This window comes from Peribacillus sp. RS7 (genome assembly GCF_041956845.1).
Lineage (GTDB): Bacteria > Bacillota > Bacilli > Bacillales > DSM-1321 > Peribacillus.
Genome location: NZ_CP168135.1, coordinates 282062 through 301062, shown reverse-complemented (window position 1 = coordinate 301062; position 19001 = coordinate 282062). Strand labels below are relative to the sequence as shown.

Below are 19001 nucleotides of genomic sequence, written 5' to 3'. Positions count from 1 at the left end.
TCATACTTAAGCTGTATCATTTCAAATATTAGTTGGGTAAGCACCACTAAAACAGGCTATACAGCGGTTGCTAGTTTCTCCAAGATCTACATCTACTGCCTCTAATAACCCATCGGTGCTTAAAAAGGCTAATGAATCTGCCCCGATAACCTTTCCCATAGCTCGTTCGTGTTCGTGTTTGTTGGCAAATAGTTCTTCCTTAGTTGGCATATCCACTCCATAAAAACAAGGGTTTCTAACCATAGGTGAACTAATTCTTACATGGACTTCCTTGGCACCTGCTTGCCTAATCAATTGGACAATGCGCTTGCTTGTCGTTCCCCTAACAATCGAATCATCGACTAATACCACCCTTTTTCCTTCCAAAATTTCTTGCACAGCGCTTAATTTCAGTCGAACAGCTAAGTCGCGCAATTCTTGCGTGGGCTCAATAAATGAACGACCAGCATAAGGGTTTTTAATAATCCCCATTTCATATGGAATTCCTGATTGTTGAGAAAAACCAATGGCGGCAGGGACGCTTGATTCGGGAACTGCAACGACAACATCAGCTTGTGTCGGATGTTCTCTTGACAGAATTCCACCTAATTCCTTCCGGATTGTTAAGACACTTCTTCCTTGAATAACGCTATCTGGACGGGCAAAATAGACAAATTCAAAGGAACAAAGGGAAACCTTACCTTTTTCCGCAAATCTTCCAGTTTGAATTCCATTTTCATCTATAAGAAGCCATTCACCTGGTTCAACTTCCCGCCAGAACTTAGCATCAACCGCATTTAAAGCGCATGTTTCTGAGGAGGCGATGATTGATTCACCAATTTTTCCAAGGCTAAGCGGACGTAACCCATGACGATCCAGGGCAATTAGCATTTGTTTTTCAGTCATTATAATCAAGGCAAATGAACCGTCGAGACGTTTAAGAATATCAGGTGCGCTTTCTGCGAAATGCTTTTTACTTGAACGAGCTATTAAGTGAGCAATAATTTCAGTATCAGTTGTTGTTTGAAATATGCTTCCCTGCTGTTGTAACACATCCCGTTCTATCCTTGCATTTACGAGGTTGCCATTATGAGCAACAGCCAGGTCCCCCTCGCTATATTTAAAAACGAGAGGTTGTGCGTTTTGCAATAAACTTTCACCAGAAGTTGAATATCGTACATGACCAATGGCCATATTTCCGCTTAATCCATCAAGGATGTCCCGTGAAAATACTTGGGTAACTAATCCCATTCCCCTGTGATTCCTGAATGATTTCCCATCACTAGCCACAATTCCTGCACTCTCCTGACCACGGTGTTGAAGTGCATGAAGTCCATAATAAGTTAATTCGGCTGCTTTGGAGTGATTAAACACTCCAAATACCCCGCACTTCTCCTGCATTTCTGAATCCATTTTTCTCTTCCTCCCGTTGATATCCTTTTTGTTATTTTTGGCAAAAGGTGAATTTCTATCCTTTTTATTTACTAATCAGTAAATGGATAGGGATTAATCAAATTGCAGCTCTAAAAATAGTTCTATGCAACAGTTAGGGATATTTGCTTTGCATTATTGAATTAATATCTTGGTATAAAAGACTTTTGGGTATAATGGAATATATTGAATTAATGTATTTTGTATGATTTATAGTAAACTATATAGTAAAGAACTGATATTAATTTATAAAATCTTGCTCAGTATAAAATAGTGAATAATACAGTTAATATTTTTGCCGTTTGGTCGATACTTTAATATGAAGATCAAGCAAAGGGACTTCGCTGAAAGCGTTGTCAGATAGCTGCCATCAAAATATAAGGAGAATATTTGATGACAAAAAACAAATTTATTACGTTCGAGGAAGCTTATGAAAAGAAAGAAAGAAGTAAGAAAATTTTTATTGGGTCTTATATTACTATTATTTTAATTTTGATTTCTTTATTGACTTTTTTTCTTGGTAAATCATAACGGATGTAAGGGCTGAGAAATCAGTCCTTTTTTTGTGTTAAGAAGGTGAATGAGGAAGTATGCAGGAAGCTCTCCTTTTGTCTAAATGGGTAGTCAAAGGAGCTAAGAGTCCTAAGACTACAAAGAAGATCTTTATTTTCAGAAGTTCTTGTTGTGGGAATACTGTGGGGAACGCTTTTAAGCTTTCCGTTGTGGTTGTTATTTCTCGGTTAGATCAATTTTATAAGATAAGAAATTATCGGAGATCGAGGTGTCCGACTATCGGGAGGAGAAAGGCAGCGTCTGGTACTAGACAGAGCGATTTTACGCAAACCGGCCATCCTGGTTTTGGATGAAGCAACAAGTGCTTTGGATACGGAGAACGAAGCGAAGATTCAAACCGCTATTGAAAGATTAAAAGGAAAAATGATCGTCATAGCTCATCGATTATCGACGATTCGCAATGCCGATCAAGTGTTGGTCATGGATCAGGGAGAAATCATTCAGGTCGGTGAATATAACCAGTTGGCGAATGAAAAAAAAGGGATGTTTAGCAATTTATTAGGTATCCAAAGGGAATCAAGTGTGTAAATATTTACTAGAGTTCACGAACAGTCAGGTTACAGGCATATTATGGTTTGTAATGCTGGCTTTTTTTCTTAAGGAAAATAAATTAAAACTGAATCACTTAGCCCACTTATTTCGAAATATTATTTTTGTGGAATAGTAAATTCGAGCTTATTATAGTTATTATAAATCTATTTTTAATAAAGAATTGTAAAGAAAGCGCATTATACCAGCGTTTTTACATTGAAATGTCACTTTTTGATGAAAGATGTTGAAAAATGACAGAAAAAAACGAATAGTATTATGAGCTATTATTACTTATTTAAGTATAATTAACATTAATATAGTTTTAATTAAGGGGAAATTTTTTTAGGACATGATGGTTTATATAGCACCATCGAAACAGGGAATTCAAGAGATTTATTAATCTTTGAGAATAATTAATGTGAAATATTTTTTTGAGAAAGGCAAACCTATTGAAAAGTAGGGACGCAAAATTACAGGTCTAAGGCTAAATGCTAAGACGGCTGTGTTACCACAAGTTGGGTGGGATTTATCATGGAAGCTAACAATGAACGGGAAGAATGGGTTTATCTAATTTTAGAGGCTAAAAATCTAGGATTATCTATTGAAGATGTGCGAGAGTTCATCAAGGGAAAATGAACTGGAAAAAGTAGATATTACGGGATTATAAACTAACGTTAGGGAAGGCTGTTATACAGTCTTCTTTTTTTATTTTCATTTTCGGAAATTACCTTAAAAGGTATCCAGAATAAAGAACATGGGGACAATAATAAAAAGGCAACCTAATTGAGAGGGATTTTTATTATGGATGGACTTAATGCTTTTATGAAGGGATTAATATGGGGAACTTTATTCAGTGTACCGTTATGGTTGTCATTTTTCGGTTGGATAAAATTAATAATGAATTTTATAAAGTAAGCGCTTAATAAATTCAGATTATTTAAATGGCTAGGCAGGATTTACCATAATGGTCATTGAATTTACTAAATGTACATAATGTGTTTTCAAGTTGACTTAACCTTATACAGATTTAAGAAATATAGCCTATAAAAAAATAGTTAATATTACCTAAATATCATTGGTTATGTGCCGATACTACACTATAAAGATCAAGCTAAGGGACTTCGCGGTAGGCGATGTCAGATAGCTGCTATCAAAGTAAAAGGAGATATTTGATGACAAAAAACAAATTCATTACGTTCGAGGAAGTTTATGAAAAGAAACAGAGAAGCAAGAAAATTTTTATTGGGACTTATATTACCATTACGTTAGTTTTAATTTCATTAATGACTTATTTTATGGGACGATCATAATTCGGGGTATCGAAGGGGCTGAGGAATCGGTCCTTTTTTTGTTTTCTTTTATCCACACATATTGACTAATAGTATTCCTTCCTACTTTGAATATTAAGGGAATGTTAATTTTTAGTTATTTTTCTGATATTTTATTAGATTCCGCTTGCCAATCCCTACTATATATGTGATTATCAAATAAATGAGCTATATTCCTTATTTTTGAAAAAAGGATTAGGACAACAGTATGAAATGGTGGCTCAATTATATATTGGAGTGGAAATTTCTAATGGATTTTTTTGATATTTTAAAAGACACTTTTGCCAAGGGTGAGTCTGGACAAGATGTTTCTGTAAATGAACTTGTGGAAGAGATTAAGGAGAAATTAAGCGGGATCATTGAACAACCTGATAGTATATGATCCGTAGATACATATTCCCCATTTTGCTCATTTCATGGGCAATGGTCATCTTCTTTTTTTCCTCGCAGACGTATGAGGAGCAAAGCATTACCCCTTTTTTAGCGCAGTTCAATACGCCATATTGGTATGATAAGCTAAGTGGCATTTCATTCATTTATGGTGGGGTTGAGGTGAGTGCCCAAACAGCTGGGGTAAATGGCTTTCTGGAGTTTTTCCTTCGGAAGGGTGCCCATCTTTTTATCTTTTTTGTGTTTGGATTATTGACGTATCGTGTTTGGCGCCGTTTTGTAAAGAATCCTGTTCTTTCGTTTTCAGGCGCTCTTTTATGTGTCCTTTTTTATGCGAGTGCAGACGAACTGCATCAAAAACTAACCGGTGGCCGAACTCCCTTGTGGCAGGATGTCATGCTGGACACGTTTGGCGGTTTGCTGGGAATCTTCTGTTTTCTTTTCTTTTATCGATGGAGAAGGCGTCAATGAATCTAAGAAATCATTTCAGATACATATACTTAAGGAGCATGTCTAACAACATGCTTCTTTTTTATGGTTTTCCCCTATATATATATATAAATGAATGATAACCTGTGAGGGTGATGAGGGTGAGGAGACAAAGTAAGATTCCAATAGGAGTATCGGCGAGCTTGTATCATTTTTTTTGAAGTCCGGGGATTTGTTAAGTTTTGAAGTGAAGTTTCGGTTTTCCGAACCTGCAGATGCAAAATCGGTCCAGCGCCAGCATATGGAAGTGGAGACCTTTCAGTATGATGTAGGCCAATTTAAGAAAGTGAAGAACTGGAGGCTGGATAAGGATGGGAGGCAGCATAAAACGGCCTATGAAATTCCAGTTACACAGGTCTTCAATTCTCGCTTTGGGATGTTTACATGCCGTGAAAGAATAAGGCGAATGGCGTTTATTATGGGATCATCAGTTTGAATAGATTCCTCTCCTTTTTCAGGCTCAAGTTCGTTTTATTGAAAAGGGAGAGGCGATGCTCTCGTGTAGCGATGATAAGATCTACTTCTCATGAAACATATTTCATTCTTGAACGATCACTGATGGCTTTAAGAATAAACATTTTGTCCTGTGTGCTTAGCATAGCCCAGCTGCCTGCTTTGATTTTCATGTAAATCCGCTCCTTTTGTTTAGGATTATTTATTATAGTTGATGAATGGTGGTTGATGGAATTCCGGGTCCATAGAATAATAGGTCAAGTGATTTAAAGGGGCAAGGGGAAGATGGAATTTTCAGCTCATATTAGATTATACCGTCTTTTCATGCCTAATAAACAACAAAAATTCCAACAAATCTCTACAATTGGTGTTCGTTTTTTGTCAGAATATTGGACGGGGAAAATGAAAAAGCTGTCAGGATGCGGGTCCGGACAGCTCTTTCATTTTTTCTTATTTGATGGATAATTGTTCTTTTAATTCGGATTGAACCTTTTCTTTTTGTTCATCCGACACAATATTATAGTAGACTCCGTCGATTTTCGTTCCATTTCCTGGAATGGTTGCTTGGGTTATGCTTTTGCTTGCGTCCCTGTAGTTCTTTTGGATGTCCATCATGTCATCAAACGTCAAATTCGTCTGGATATTTTTACTTAATGCAGCGAATACATCATCGTATTTCGTCAATGATGAAAGGCTAGCGCCTTCCTTGATGACAGCCTCGATGATGGAACGTTGTCTGGATTGACGGCCATAATCACCATTCGGATCTTCATATCTCATTCGCGAATATTTAAGTGCATCTTCCCCATTTAGATTAATGCTTCCCTTTGCAAAATGGACGCCTTCATAGGTGAAGTCCAAATCGTTTTGGACAGTTACGCCGCCGACTGCGTCTACGATATCCTTAAATCCTTCCATATTGATCTTCATATAATAGTCGATCGGGATATCCAGGAAATTCTCAACGGTATCCATGGACATTTTCGCGCCGCCGAAAGCAAATGCATGGTTAATTTTATCCTGTGTCCCATGACCGACAATCTCTGTCCGTGTATCACGCGGAATGCTTAGCATTTTTACCGATTTCTTTTGTGGATTGACTGTCAAGACGATCATAGTATCTGAACGGCCTTTGTCGCCATCACGTTCATCGACACCGAGCATGAGCATCGAGAATGGCTCCTGATCTGATAGTGCAAGGTCTTTCGTTCGTTTATCCGTGGTACGGTCTATTGGTGTATGCATCGTGTCAACGGTTTTTGTCAGTGAATTCCATACGGAGTAGGCAAAGGCTCCGCCTGCTAATATAAAAAGTAGGACAATTATACCAACTACCTTCAGCCATGTCCGTTTCTTTTTCTTCTTTTTTTCATGTCTCATATTTTACTTCCTTCCTCAATTTGTAACCACTTCATCCATTATATTTAATTTCAATATAAAATAATAGTATATTTTACTATTTTATAATACCTTTGACATATTTTGGTGTAACTGTGTACTATGTAACTAGAACAATTCTGAAGGGGTTGGGAAGTTGATTTCATTTAAAGGTTTAGTGCAAAAGGAGTGGTTGATCGGGAAAGCCACGCTTCTGTGGTTGTTGGTTGCGCAAGTTGGCTTTGTGTTCATTTCTTTTTTAGCATCCAAGTTTTTGGAAGTTGCAGGTCTTTTTTATATGTGTACATGGGTGATCTTGTTCTTACAGCCATTTATTATGTTCTCTTTGATTTTTGGATGTTTGAATTACGAGGGGAAGACGCAATTGTGGATTCACAATCCCCAGTCTGCAGCGATTTTGCTTGGAAGTAAATTAGTGTCAAGTGTGCTGTTTCAAGTGGTTTCCATTTTATTTGCCAGCTGTTTAGTTTTTGTGGCTTTTAAGGTTCCGACTAGTTATTTTCAGCAAGACTTTCAGGTGGGGAATATTACGGAATTAGGTAGCCTGTTACAGTTAGGAGGGGCTATGACGGCGGTTAGTATTGTCATAGCTGTGCTTATGATGTTTTTATGGGTAGTGTATCATGCACTCGCAAGGATTCAACTTATTAAAAATATTCGTTGGCTGTTAGTGTCTCTTCTGTTTATAGGAATGGTTTTGTTGAAAAATTGGGTTGGTCATACAATGGTATATCGGAACCTGGATGATATATGGGCTGTACCGGCTTTTAGCGGTTCGTCGTTTAGCTTGTCTCAAGCCAAGTTGGAGTTTTATATAGAAGGCGGGGGAAATATTTCACTTTTGACAAGCGGGTTGGATGTTATTGGATTAGTGATATTGTTCCTTGCTTCATGTTGGCTGCTTGACCGAAAGATTGAGGTGTAAAGGATGTCAGAGGATTTTCATGCATCAAAGCCGATTTATTTACAGGTTTCGGATCGAATTTGTTATTCAATTGTACGGGGTGAAATAAAGAGTGGGGATAAATTGCCATCGGTCCGCGAAATGGCTGTCGAAATGGGTGTCAATCCGAATACGATACAGCGTACTTATAGCGAGATTGAGAGGGATGGAATTGTGGAGACGAGAAGGGGGCAAGGTACATTCGTTAAAAATGATCCGGCGCTGATTGCTTCACTGCGTACCCGGATTCAAACGGAAGTTATTGAGACATTCGTTGAGAACATGAAAGAAATTGGCTTGTCGAGAGAAGAAATGCTGACAGCGGTACAGCAATTTCTGAAGAAGCAGGGGGATGCGGAATGACAGTTGAGCTGCATGATGTAACGAAAATGTATGGAAGCATTGCTGCCCTTGATGGTGTATCACTCACATTTGAAGTGGGGAAGATTTATGGGGTGTTGGGAGCCAATGGTAGCGGTAAGTCAACATTGCTCAAACTGATTGCGGGTCTCGCGAAACCGGATCATGGTGAGGTGACGGTCGCTGGGATGCCGGTAAGCAGGAGGACAGCTTCTGTTGTTTCTTATCTGACAGAGCTTGATTTTTTCTATCCCAATTTTACGGCAGGTCAGTATATTGAATTTCATGCATCGCAATTTGCTGATTTTAATCGGGATAAGGCAATTGAAATGCTGGCATTCATGAAATTGGATGACCGGAAGAAGGTCCGTACGATGTCGAAAGGTAATCGGGGAAGGTTTAAATTAGTGCTAGCCCTTTCTCGTGAGGCACCGGTCGTATTATTGGATGAACCATTCTCAGGGTTGGACGTTATGGTCAGGGAGTCGATTGTACGGTGCTTGCTGTCTTCTATCGATTTTGAAAGGCAAATGGTAATTATGGCGACTCATGAAATTGAGGAAATCGAGAACATCCTTGATGAAGTCATTCTGATTAAGGATGGCGAGATCATTTCCAAGGAAAATGTCGAGGAGCTTCGCGAAAGTAGTGGGAAATCGGTGGTCGGTTGGCTAAAGGGACATCATAGCTAGTATGAAGGGAAAAATGTAAAGTAGCTTCGATTCCGAGGCTATTTTTTTGTTTGCAAGGAGAAAAAACTTTGAATCTAATTAAATTGACCAGGTAAAATTGAATCGCCAAATATTTATAAGAGAATGTAGTTTTACCTTAAAATGGGTGATAAGCAAAGTCCCTATTAGAAAGAAGGCGCATATATATGCAGTACGGATATCCCTAAAGATTAAATAAATATTGGAGGTTAAAAAATAAATGGAATATTCAACTGAAAGTTCATCGTATGAAAGTAATTCAACGGAAAGCTCATCGTACGAGAGTGATTCAACGGAAAGCTCATCGTACGAGAGTGATTCAACGGAAAGCTCATCATACGAGAGTGATTCAACAGAGAGCTCATCGTACGAGAGTGATTCAACGGAAAGCTCATCGTATGAGAGTGATTCAATTGAGATCTCTACAGAGGAAAATAGTACAACGGAAAGCCCGTCGTACGAAAGTAGTTCAACGGAAAGTTCATCAGATGAAAGTAGTTCAACAGAAAGCTCATCATCAGATGAAAGTAGTTCAACAGAAAGCTCATCATCAGATGAAAGTAGTTCAACAGAAAGCTCGTCATCAGATGAAAGTAGCTCAACGGAAATTTTAGCAGATGAAGGCAATTCGAATGAAATCCTTTCCGACGAAATCCTTTCCGACGAAATTGGTACAAATGAACTCACCGCAGAAGATAATGATTCTATAGAAAATTCAGCTGAGGGTGAAGAGAATGGCAGTCCCCGTCGTGTGAATATATTTAAGAAAATGTGGCTGGAAAATATGATTAAAGCATCGAAGGGTATCTATAAAGAAGAAGATTGACTACACAGGTACAGCAACCAAAAAGTTGTTGTGCCTTCTTATGAAAGTGGACATGCCGCTAGCAATCGTAATTGACATTACTGGATACGAGGAAACCTAATTTTTCTGCGGCTAAAAGTGCGCGGATTGCAGTCTGCAATAAGCTAAGATTAAATGCTGTAAAAGTTATCGGAATCAAATATTGAAATGTTGTTTTTTGCCCTTGATGCGGACTAATTTCCGGGGAAAATTGGCCAAGCAAGGCGATTCAAAGGGAATTTAGCCTAAGCGTTCCGGTTTCTAACTAAGAAGTCTAGCCGGAGCGTTTGGCTGACAGGTGTACATACAAACCAATAAACTGGTCGTGCTCAATTTAGTTATGCATCCGCAGAATATTGGAATGAGTAATACGGTTGATGAATGCTTATGGGGAGGCGGTCTTTGTCAATCTGAGGAATATTAAAAGTTTTCATAACCCACAATAAAAAAACTCCGGGTCTGAAGTGATCCGGAGTTATTTCTTTTTCTCGATATTTTCATAGACCGAGGCAAGGGCTTGTTCAAATTTTCCACTCTTTTTAGGTTTGTAATATTTTTTGCTGCGCAGTTTGTCCGGTAAGTATTGCTGCTTCACCCAGCCATTCTCGTAGTCATGCGGATAAAGGTAGCCGATACCGCGTCCGAGGTCAGTGGCGCCTTTGTAATGGGCATCCTTGAGATGATCTGGTACATCTCCACTATGGCCGCTGCGAATGTCGGACAGAGCTGCATCAATTGCGACAATGGCCGTATTTGATTTCGGTGATAGGCATAACTCGACCACTGAGTTGGCAAGTGGAATCCGGGCTTCAGGAAACCCAAGTCGTTCAGCGGCTTCGACGGCAGCGAGTGCCCTGGGACCAGCCTGGGGATTGGCAAGACCTATGTCTTCGTAGGCAATGACCACCATGCGGCGGGCAATGCTGACAAGATCACCGGCTTCGACCAATCGCCCCATATAATGAAGGGCTGCATTCACATCACTTCCGCGAATTGATTTTTGGAAAGCCGACAGAACATCATAATGGGCATCTCCGTCCTTGTCATGTGAGAAGCTTTTTTTCTGCATGCATTCCTCGGCAATTTGTAGATCTATATGAATCGTTCCGGACTCATCGGTTTCGGTGGAAATGACGGCGAGTTCAAGAGCGTTAAGGGCACTGCGGACATCTCCGTTGGAAGCAGTCGCGAAATGGGTAAGGGCATCAAGGCTGACATCGGTTTTATACGCACCAAGCCCCCGTTCTTCATCATGTAGTGCCCGTTCCAGAGCTTTGGTTATATCATTGGTTTCCAATGATTTGAGCTCGAAAATCTGGCACCGGCTTCTGATGGCCGGATTGATTGCATGATAGGGATTGCTGGTCGTTGCACCGATCAAGGTGATCATCCCGTTTTCAAGATAAGGCAATAGGAAATCCTGCTTCGCCTTATCGAGTCGATGAACCTCATCAAGCAGCAGAATCACTTTCCCGGACATCTTAGCCTCGGCTGCCACGATTTCCATATCCTTTTTATTATTGGTCACCGCGTTCAGCGTCCGGAAAGCAAACTTCGTGCTTCCGGCAATCGCACTTGCAATCGATGTCTTGCCAATTCCCGGCGGACCATACAAAATCATGGAAGAAAGCTGCTTGGCTTTCACCATCCTTGCGATAATTTTTCCTTCACCGACCAGATGCTCCTGCCCGATGATCTCATCAATCGACCGAGGCCGCATCCGGAAAGCAAGCGGTTTAATATTCATTGCGCACCTCTCCTTTTTATATAAGGTATCACAACTGATGGGGGAAATGCGCTGATTATGCTGTAAAAGAGGGCGAATTCCTAATATAGTAGTCCGTTTGGGGATTTAATTTGTGCTATAGTTCGATAAATCGACCTACGAGCACGCTAATTCGTCCTACCAAGGGATATATCGACCTACCGGGGGAATAATCCGACCTAAAAAGAATTAATGCGACCTACCAGCAGAATAATCCGGCCTATCCTTCTAAGAGAGAATCTAATAGATAAACTCTGCCTCTAGTATGGCCGGAATGATTCAGTTTCAGTGAAAGTAATAGTTTTTTTGCACTGGATGGGGATTGGAGTTGGACGAAGTTTCGAAATTCGCTGTTTGTAATGGTAGGTTTAACGAGGTATAGATAATCATAAAGTGCCGAAATGTGAGCATCAAGGGAAATATCCAAACAGGTACGGCAAATCCACTTTTTTGATTTCCGCTCCATGGTAAATGCAGAACACTTGTGGCAGAATAATCCGGTTTGGAGGGCGGTAATCGGAATTCTGTAATTCTCTAGCGGTTTAGGAATATAAGGGATGTGTCCATCGAGCAATAGATTCGATAACCGTTTCATTGCTCTAGTAGAAAGGACCGCTTCGCCATACTTGTAATTTAATTCTTCAATTTTAAGAAGAATACGATCCTTTCTTATTACTTTTCTATTAATATCCTTATTCACGGCCCGAATGATCGTTGAAGTATTGGCACTGACAACGAGGGTTTCAACTGGAAGGTTGTTTGTTCTTTTTGTTTTTAACCAGTCTAACAAGTGCTGGCGCTGCCGGCTCACTTGCAATATGGGATCATCAAAAGCTTCGGTATTTCCATCTTTATTAGTACGGATAAGTTGATTGAAGGCATCGTCGAAAAAGATTTCACCAGCCATGTTTTTGACTTCAAGGATTAAAAGGAAAGAGGATGTGAGAATGAGGATGTCCATTTGGAAGGGAAAAGGTGATCCGATTAGACGGAGGTCATGAAAGAGTAGATACTCCTTTTCAGGAAGTGCTTTAAGAGATTGGAAGACTCTGTATTCACCGTTGTATCCTGCCTTGATTTTCTTGATATCTGCAATTATTGCCGGTTGCTTCGCATGTCCAGGAGGTAAGCGTCTCATCAGGGCTTCGAGCATGTCTATCTTTAAAGGCATCTTGCAGTTTTTAATGATCATGATAACCACTCCTTATAGATTTAAGTGAAGTATTCTCGGTTAATAAAGTGATTTCCTGTATTTTAGTGAAAATAAATGTGGCATGGAACGAACTTTTATATAAATCGACCTAGCACCCAATAATCCGGCCGTTCAAGCGAAAAATTTGACCTAGCGCCCAATAATCCAGCCGTCCAAGCGAAAAAATCGACCTATCCACACAATAATCCGGCCGTCCGAGCGAAAGATTCGACCTATCCTCACAATAATCTGGCCGTCCGAGCGAAAGATTCGATCTATCCCCACAATCCGTCCGTACGTACGAATAATCCGTCCTGACCCAAAATTCCGTCTCCACCGGAAAAAAATCCGTCATCCGATCGGTTACATTTCATACTTTTTTTGCTTTTTCCTACCTTTCCAATTAGGATAATTTGACAAATGAAGGGCGGGTGAATGCATTTCCGGCGGGAATATGCTATAATTTCATAAGAATTTAGAAACGGATAAATAATTTGAGGTGTATATGTATGAAGATATCTACTAAAGGCCGTTATGGTTTAACGATTATGATCGAGCTTGCTAAACATTATGGAGAAGGCCCGAAAAGTTTGAAATCGATTGCCCAGACGCATAATTTGTCGGAGCATTATTTGGAGCAGTTGATTGCGCCGCTTCGTAATGCAGGGTTGGTGAAGAGTGTCCGCGGTGCTTATGGCGGGTATGTCTTGTCTAAAGATCCTCAGGAGATCACTTCGGGTGATGTCATCCGCGTATTGGAAGGGCCGATTACTCCGGTTGAAGGAATTGAGGATGAAGAGCCGGTTAAGCGCCAGCTTTGGATCCGGATTCGCGATGCTGTGAAGGATGTATTGGATAATACGACGCTTATGGATTTGGCTAGCTACAAGGATACGGGTGAAATCGATTCTTATATGTACTATATTTAAGTGATTAGCAATGCGCCTATTATGTAGGCGCTTGCGTTTTTTTAATGGAGGCGACAAAAAAGTGGACAGAATATATTTAGATCATGCTGCGACTTCACCGATGCATCCGAATGTGATCGATAGGATGATGGTAGTCATGAGCCATGACTTTGGCAATCCGTCGAGCATTCATGCTTTCGGGCGGGAGGCGCGCCATGTTTTGGATGAGGCGCGTTCGAGTATTGCTACGAGCATAGGTGCCGGGCGGAATGAGATAATTTTCACGAGCGGTGGAACTGAGGCGGATAATACGGCGATCATTGGTGTTGCCAATGCTTATAAAGAAAAGGGAAAGCACATCATCACGACGGAGATTGAGCATCATGCGGTCTTGCATACGTGCCAATTCCTTGAGAAGTCTGGCTTTGAAGTCACATATTTACCTGTGAATGAAGCGGGGCTTATTTCAATTGCCGATTTAAAGGCTGCATTGCGGGACGATACGATTCTGGTTTCGGTCATGTTCGGCAATAACGAGGTTGGAACGATCCAGCCGATTGCTGAAATTGGACAGTTGCTCAAGGGGCATCCAGCCATTTTCCATACGGACGCAGTCCAGGCATATGGTTTGATCCGTATTGACGTTCGTGAGCTGGGGGTGGATTTGCTTAGTGTATCAGCACATAAAATCAACGGTCCCAAAGGAATCGGCTTTCTATATATGCGTGAAGGCTTGAAGCTGAATCCGCATTTATATGGTGGGGAACAAGAACGTAAACGCCGTGCAGGTACGGAGAGTGTGCCGGCAATTGCCGGTTTTTCAGAAGCTGTTTTACTTGCACAAAGCACGATGGAAGAGAAAACGGAGCAATACAAGCGATTTAAAGACGTATTGCTTGCTGTCTTTGATGAGGCGGATGTACAATATGAAATTAACGGATCTATGGAACAGTCGCTGCCACATGTGCTGAATGTTAGTTTTCCGGGTACGAATGTGGAATCTATGCTCGTCAATATGGACTTGGCAGGTGTTGCGGTATCGAGCGGATCCGCTTGTACAGCCGGGTCAATCGATCCGTCGCATGTACTTGTGGCGATGTTCGGGAAAGATTCGGAGCGGACGAAGAATTCGATTCGTTTCAGCTTCGGTTTGAACAACACGGAGGAGGACGTCAGGCAGGCAGCTGAAACCACCGTTAAAATCGTTAAAAGATTAGTGGGAAGATAATTCCTTCTTTAAATAAATGAGGTGACAGAATGAATAAAGCACCAAAGGACACCCGCGTTGTCGTGGGCATGTCAGGAGGCGTGGATTCTTCTGTGTCAGCCCTGCTATTGAAGAATCAAGGCTATGATGTGGTCGGGATTTTCATGAAGAACTGGGATGATACAGATGAAAACGGAGTTTGTACGGCAACGGAAGATTACAATGATGTAATTGCCGTATGTAATCAAATCGGCATCCCTTATTATGCGGTCAATTTCGAAAAGCAATATTGGGATAAAGTTTTCACTTATTTTTTGGATGAGTATAAAGCGGGCCGCACTCCGAATCCGGATGTAATGTGCAATAAGGAAATCAAGTTCAAGGCCTTTCTTGAACATGCGGTAAGTCTTGGTGCTGACTATGTGGCTACAGGTCATTACGCACAGGTTGAATACCGGGATGGCGAATACAAAATGCTTCGCGGCATCGATAATAATAAGGATCAAACGTACTTCTTGAATCAACTTACTCAAGAACAATTGGAAAAAGTCATGTTTCCGCTTGGACATATTGATAAGAAGGAAGTCCGTGAGATTGCGAAAGAAGCGGGTCTTGCTACGGCAACGAAAAAAGATTCTACAGGCATCTGTTTTATCGGTGAACGCAATTTCAAAGAGTTTTTAAGCAATTACCTTCCAGCTCAGCCAGGAGATATGGTCACGATGGATGGCAAGGTCATGGGCAAGCATGACGGATTGATGTATTACACCATCGGTCAGCGTCACGGTCTGGGGATTGGCGGCAGCGGCGATCCTTGGTTTGTTGCGGGTAAAGACTTGAAACGCAATGTTTTATATGTGTGTCAAGGGTTTGATAATGATGTGCTGTATTCCAATTCGCTTCGTGCAGTGAATGTTAGCTGGGTAGCGGAACATATACCTGCGGATGAATTTACATGTACGGCAAAGTTCAGGTACCGTCAAGAGGATAGCGGTGTTAAGGTGAAGGTCTTGGAAAATGGTGATGTCGAAGTCATCTTTGACGAGCCAGTCCGCGCGATCACACCTGGACAAGCAGTCGTATTCTATGATGGTGAAGTGTGCCTTGGTGGCGGTACGATTGATGAAGTATTTAAAAAAGGTGAAAAACTGACTTACGTAGGGTAAAATAAGCATGTCCCCAGCTGTGTTTGCGGTTGGGGACTTCTTTTGGATTGCGGGTGTGCTGTCTGAATTCGACTACTGTTATGCTATACTTTTTAATATAAAAATGGAGTGTGAAATGATAATGGACAAGAATCAACAAGGAATTGAGTTAATGCAGCAAGGGAAATACGAAGAAGCGGCGAAAGTTTTTAATGAGGCGATCGAGGAAAATCCGAATGAGCCTGTTGCCTACATAAATTTCGGGAATGTATTGACTGCCGTTGGTGAAACGGATAAAGCGGTCAAGTTTTACAGAAAGGCGATTGAGCTGGATGAAAATGCAGCTGCGGCTTATTATTCATTAGGTAACTTATACTATGAATCCGATTCTAAATTAGTCGAAGCGAAGGATATGTTTGAAAAGGCAATCCGCTTGGGATTAGAGAACAGCGATGCTTACTTCATGCTTGGATTGACATTGATGGCGTTGGATCAACCGAAGTTGGCGATGCCTTATTTACAGAGAACGGTGGAGCTGAGCCCAGAGGACGTTGACGCGAGATTCCAATATGCACTATGTCTTGCCAATGCGGAATTATACGATGAATTGATCAATCAACTGAATTTAATTGTGGAGCAGGATCCGGGACATGCCGATGCTTATTATAATTTAGGTGTTGCGTTTGCCGGGTATCGTGAAGATGCGCAAGCAGCGATCGCTTATTTTGATAAGGCTTTGGAAGCACAGCCTGACCATATGCTTGCTGCACACGGTAAGAAACTGATGGAAGAAATGAATGCTGAGTAAATAGTCGGCATATGCATGGAAAGGTGGGGAGTAGCGTTGAGCCAGCAAGATTCGTTGGATTTGTTTTCAGAGGAGAAAATGTTCATGAAAGGAAGTCATTTAGTGACGATCTTTCATAATGAAGAAAATATGTACTCGGTTGTAAGAATTCGTGTGCATGAAACGAATCTGAATTATGAAGAGAAGGAAGCTGTCGTAACAGGTTATTTTCCAAGGATGCATGAGGATGAGATCTATATTTTTTATGGGGCGATGAAGGAACATGCGCGTTTTGGCCTTCAATTTCATGTGGAGCATTTCCGTAAGGATTTGCCTCAATCCAAGCAAGGGATCGTCAGTTATTTATCCGGTGATCTTTTCAAGGGCATTGGGAAAAAAACAGCCGAAAGCATTGTTGAGACACTAGGGGAAAAGGCAATTTCCAAAATTCTGGCTCAGCCTTCGTTACTTGATGATATCCCGAAGCTATCAGGGGAAAAGGCAAAGGGCCTCTATGATACATTAGTCGAGCATCAGGGTTTGGAGCAGGTGATGATCGCCCTGAATCAATATGGCTTTGGACCACAGTTGTCGATGAAGATTTATCAAATGTATAAACAGGATACGATCACGATGGTTCAGGGAAATCCTTATAAGCTCGTGGAGGATATTGAAGGGATTGGTTTTGGACGGGCGGATGAGCTTGGGCATCAGCTTGGCATTTCCGGCAGCCATCCCGACCGAATCAAGGCTGCGTGCTTGTATACACTTGAATCACAATGCCTCCAGGATGGAAATATCTACATAGAAGCCGAGCAGTTATTGGAAGCGGTCAAGCGACTGCTTGAGGAAAATAAACGGGATCGCATTGAATTCACAAACATTTCCTCGGAAATAATCGAATTGACGCAAGAGGGAAAAATAGTTGTCGAGGATCAACGAATTTATCCGCCTTCACTATTCTATTCCGAAAAGGGAATCGTCATGAACATCAAGCGGCTGCTTGCTCAAACGGAGTATGAGGACCAGTTCCCGGAATCGGAGTTTTTGCTGGCACTTGGGAAGCTGGAAGAGCGGCTTGATGTTTCCTACGCCCCGGCCCAAAAGGAAGCGATACAAACAGCCCTGCAGTCCCCCATGTTAATCTTGACGGGGGGACCGGGTACCGGTAAGACGACGGTGATCAAAGGAATTGTTGAGCTTTATGCGGAGCTGCATGGTGTATCCATGGACATTAACGATTATAAAAAAGAAGGAAGCGATCCATTTCCATTCGTACTTGCGGCTCCTACTGGCCGAGCAGCGAAACGCATGGCCGAATCGACTGGACTTCCCGCTGTTACGATCCACCGTTTGCTGGGGTGGAACGGGAGTGAAGGCTTTTCCCATGATGAGGATAATCAGTTGGATGGGCGGATCGTGATCATCGATGAGGTTTCCATGGTAGATACGTGGCTGGCCCATCAATTGTTTAAAGCCTTGCCGGAAAATGTCCAAGTGATATTGGTGGGTGATGAAGATCAGCTGCCATCAGTCGGCCCTGGGCAGGTTTTAAAGGATTTGCTTGCATCGGATTGTGTACCGACTGTCAGTTTGGAACATATTTACCGTCAAGCTGACGGCTCATCGATCATTGAATTGGCCCATGACATCAAAAAAGGAAGACTCCCGGATGATGTTACGAAGCAGCAAGAAGATCGATCGTTCATTCGCTGTCAGACCGGGCAAATCGCCCAGGTAATCGAGAAAGTGGTTGCGAATGCCAGGACAAAGGGTTTCACGGCCAGGGATATACAGGTGCTGGCTCCGATGTATAGGGGGCCTGCCGGGATTGATGCACTGAATAAAATGCTTCAGGAAGTGTTCAATGGCAATGCGGATGAAAAGCGGCGGGAAATTAAATTCGGTGACGTGATATACAGAACGGGTGATAAGGTGCTTCAACTGGTGAACCAGCCAGAGGAGGGTGTCTTTAATGGCGATATGGGTGAAATCGTGTCCATACTGTTCGCTAAGGAAAATACCGATCATGTCGATAAAGTTATCATTTCTTTCGAAGGTATCGAGGTGACCTACACGAAACAGGACTTGAACCAGATTACTCATGCATATTGCTGCTCCATTCATAAGTCGCAGGGAAGCGAATTCCCCATTGTCATTTTACCTGTAGTGAAAAGTTATTATCGGATGCTTCGCCGAAATTTATTGTATACGGCAATTACCCGCAGTAAAAATTTCTTGATCCTTTGTGGTGAAGAGGATGCATTCCGTTTAGGGATCGAGCGTAATGATGAGATGCGCCGGAAAACGACTTTGCGTGAAAAGCTGCGGGAGATTTTGAGTGAGGAAGATAGGCCGGTTGAAAAGGGAGATGTACATGCGCCAGAGGCAAGTTATCTTGATACTCTCATGCATGCTGACCCGATGATCGGGATGGAAAGTGTCACCCCTTATGATTTCATGTAACTGGTGATCAATGTTTTGTTTCTTCATTTGATGAATTTTGTTTATAATTCATAGTTTTGGTGGAACTAATATAGAATATAACTTATATGTGAAAGAGTAGGG

Annotated in this window: 18 protein-coding genes, 1 pseudogene and 1 riboswitch; of the genes and pseudogenes, 15 read left to right on the top strand and 4 right to left on the bottom strand. The window is 41.5% G+C overall.

Annotation, left to right across the window (positions count from 1 at the left end):
* Positions 1-21: 21 nt before the first annotated feature.
* The gene (gene purF / locus ACDZ29_RS01650) at positions 22-1392 is read right to left on the bottom strand and encodes an amidophosphoribosyltransferase (RefSeq protein WP_375089606.1); all 1371 of its coding nucleotides are present in this window, start codon (positions 1390-1392) and stop codon (positions 22-24) included.
* Positions 1393-2175: 783 nt separating this feature from the next.
* Here purF and ACDZ29_RS01645 point away from each other — a divergent pair.
* From ACDZ29_RS01645 to ACDZ29_RS01620, 6 genes and pseudogenes are all read left to right on the top strand, one after another.
* Positions 2176-2511: pseudogene (locus tag ACDZ29_RS01645) on the top strand (ATP-binding cassette domain-containing protein); the annotation flags it as partial.
* Positions 2512-2943: 432 nt separating this feature from the next.
* Positions 2944-3027: riboswitch (cyclic di-GMP riboswitch) on the top strand.
* An 18-nt stretch (positions 3028-3045) separates the two neighbouring features.
* On the top strand, positions 3046-3150 hold the full coding sequence (locus tag ACDZ29_RS01640) for an anti-repressor SinI family protein (protein WP_082162823.1): 105 nt from the start codon (positions 3046-3048) through the stop codon (positions 3148-3150).
* A gap of 536 nt (positions 3151-3686) precedes the next feature.
* Positions 3687-3824, top strand: coding sequence for a hypothetical protein (locus ACDZ29_RS01635; RefSeq protein ID WP_375089604.1), 138 nt, complete (start codon positions 3687-3689; stop codon positions 3822-3824).
* A 268-nt stretch (positions 3825-4092) separates the two neighbouring features.
* Positions 4093-4224 (top strand): hypothetical protein, encoded by a 132-nt coding sequence (locus tag ACDZ29_RS01630; RefSeq protein WP_286201242.1) that lies wholly within the window; start codon positions 4093-4095, stop codon positions 4222-4224.
* Positions 4221-4703, top strand: a complete 483-nt coding sequence (locus ACDZ29_RS01625; RefSeq protein WP_375089602.1) for a VanZ family protein — start codon at positions 4221-4223, stop codon at positions 4701-4703. Before ACDZ29_RS01630 ends, ACDZ29_RS01625 begins: the two co-directional genes overlap by 4 nt.
* Positions 4704-4893: 190 nt before the next feature.
* Positions 4894-5157 carry a hypothetical protein gene (locus ACDZ29_RS01620; RefSeq protein ID WP_375089601.1) on the top strand — a complete coding sequence of 88 codons (264 nt, stop codon included), beginning with the start codon at positions 4894-4896 and terminating at the stop codon, positions 5155-5157.
* A 467-nt stretch (positions 5158-5624) separates the two neighbouring features.
* On the opposite strand, the gene ACDZ29_RS01615 is transcribed toward ACDZ29_RS01620, so the two are convergent.
* Complete coding sequence (locus ACDZ29_RS01615) at positions 5625-6554, bottom strand: LytR family transcriptional regulator (protein WP_289315569.1); 930 nt, start codon at positions 6552-6554, stop codon at positions 5625-5627.
* Positions 6555-6708: 154 nt separating this feature from the next.
* Between ACDZ29_RS01615 and ACDZ29_RS01610 the strand changes: the two genes are divergently transcribed.
* The 4 genes from ACDZ29_RS01610 (at position 6709) to ACDZ29_RS01595 (ending at position 9411) form a co-directional block, all read left to right on the top strand.
* Complete coding sequence (locus ACDZ29_RS01610; RefSeq protein ID WP_375089599.1) at positions 6709-7497, top strand: hypothetical protein; 789 nt, start codon at positions 6709-6711, stop codon at positions 7495-7497.
* Between the two features lie 3 nt (positions 7498-7500).
* The gene (locus ACDZ29_RS01605; RefSeq protein ID WP_375089598.1) at positions 7501-7878 is read left to right on the top strand and encodes a GntR family transcriptional regulator; all 378 of its coding nucleotides are present in this window, start codon (positions 7501-7503) and stop codon (positions 7876-7878) included.
* The gene (locus ACDZ29_RS01600; RefSeq protein WP_375089596.1) at positions 7875-8567 is read left to right on the top strand and encodes an ABC transporter ATP-binding protein; all 693 of its coding nucleotides are present in this window, start codon (positions 7875-7877) and stop codon (positions 8565-8567) included. Before ACDZ29_RS01605 ends, ACDZ29_RS01600 begins: the two co-directional genes overlap by 4 nt.
* Before the next feature lie 238 nt (positions 8568-8805).
* On the top strand, positions 8806-9411 hold the full coding sequence (locus tag ACDZ29_RS01595; protein WP_375089594.1) for a hypothetical protein: 606 nt from the start codon (positions 8806-8808) through the stop codon (positions 9409-9411).
* Positions 9412-9904: 493 nt separating this feature from the next.
* Here the strand turns inward: ACDZ29_RS01595 and ACDZ29_RS01590 are convergent, their stop codons facing one another.
* Positions 9905-11176: a replication-associated recombination protein A gene (locus ACDZ29_RS01590; protein ID WP_375089592.1), complete on the bottom strand. Its 1272-nt coding sequence runs from the start codon at positions 11174-11176 to the stop codon at positions 9905-9907.
* 238 nt (positions 11177-11414) lie between these two features.
* Complete coding sequence (locus ACDZ29_RS01585) at positions 11415-12386, bottom strand: nuclease-related domain-containing protein (protein ID WP_375089590.1); 972 nt, start codon at positions 12384-12386, stop codon at positions 11415-11417.
* Between the two features lie 509 nt (positions 12387-12895).
* Between ACDZ29_RS01585 and cymR the strand changes: the two genes are divergently transcribed.
* From cymR to ACDZ29_RS01560, 5 genes are all read left to right on the top strand, one after another.
* Positions 12896-13315, top strand: a complete 420-nt coding sequence (gene cymR / locus ACDZ29_RS01580) for a cysteine metabolism transcriptional regulator CymR (protein ID WP_034308657.1) — start codon at positions 12896-12898, stop codon at positions 13313-13315.
* 61 nt (positions 13316-13376) lie between these two features.
* Complete coding sequence (locus ACDZ29_RS01575; RefSeq protein WP_370015901.1) at positions 13377-14522, top strand: cysteine desulfurase family protein; 1146 nt, start codon at positions 13377-13379, stop codon at positions 14520-14522.
* Between the two features lie 29 nt (positions 14523-14551).
* Positions 14552-15667: a tRNA 2-thiouridine(34) synthase MnmA gene (gene mnmA / locus ACDZ29_RS01570; RefSeq protein WP_289315576.1), complete on the top strand. Its 1116-nt coding sequence runs from the start codon at positions 14552-14554 to the stop codon at positions 15665-15667.
* 121 nt (positions 15668-15788) lie between these two features.
* On the top strand, positions 15789-16454 hold the full coding sequence (locus tag ACDZ29_RS01565; RefSeq protein WP_375091085.1) for a tetratricopeptide repeat protein: 666 nt from the start codon (positions 15789-15791) through the stop codon (positions 16452-16454).
* A gap of 36 nt (positions 16455-16490) precedes the next feature.
* A complete protein-coding gene (locus ACDZ29_RS01560; RefSeq protein WP_375089588.1) occupies positions 16491-18899 on the top strand; it encodes an ATP-dependent RecD-like DNA helicase in 2409 nt (802 codons plus the stop codon).
* The last annotated feature ends 102 nt before the right edge of the window (positions 18900-19001 follow it).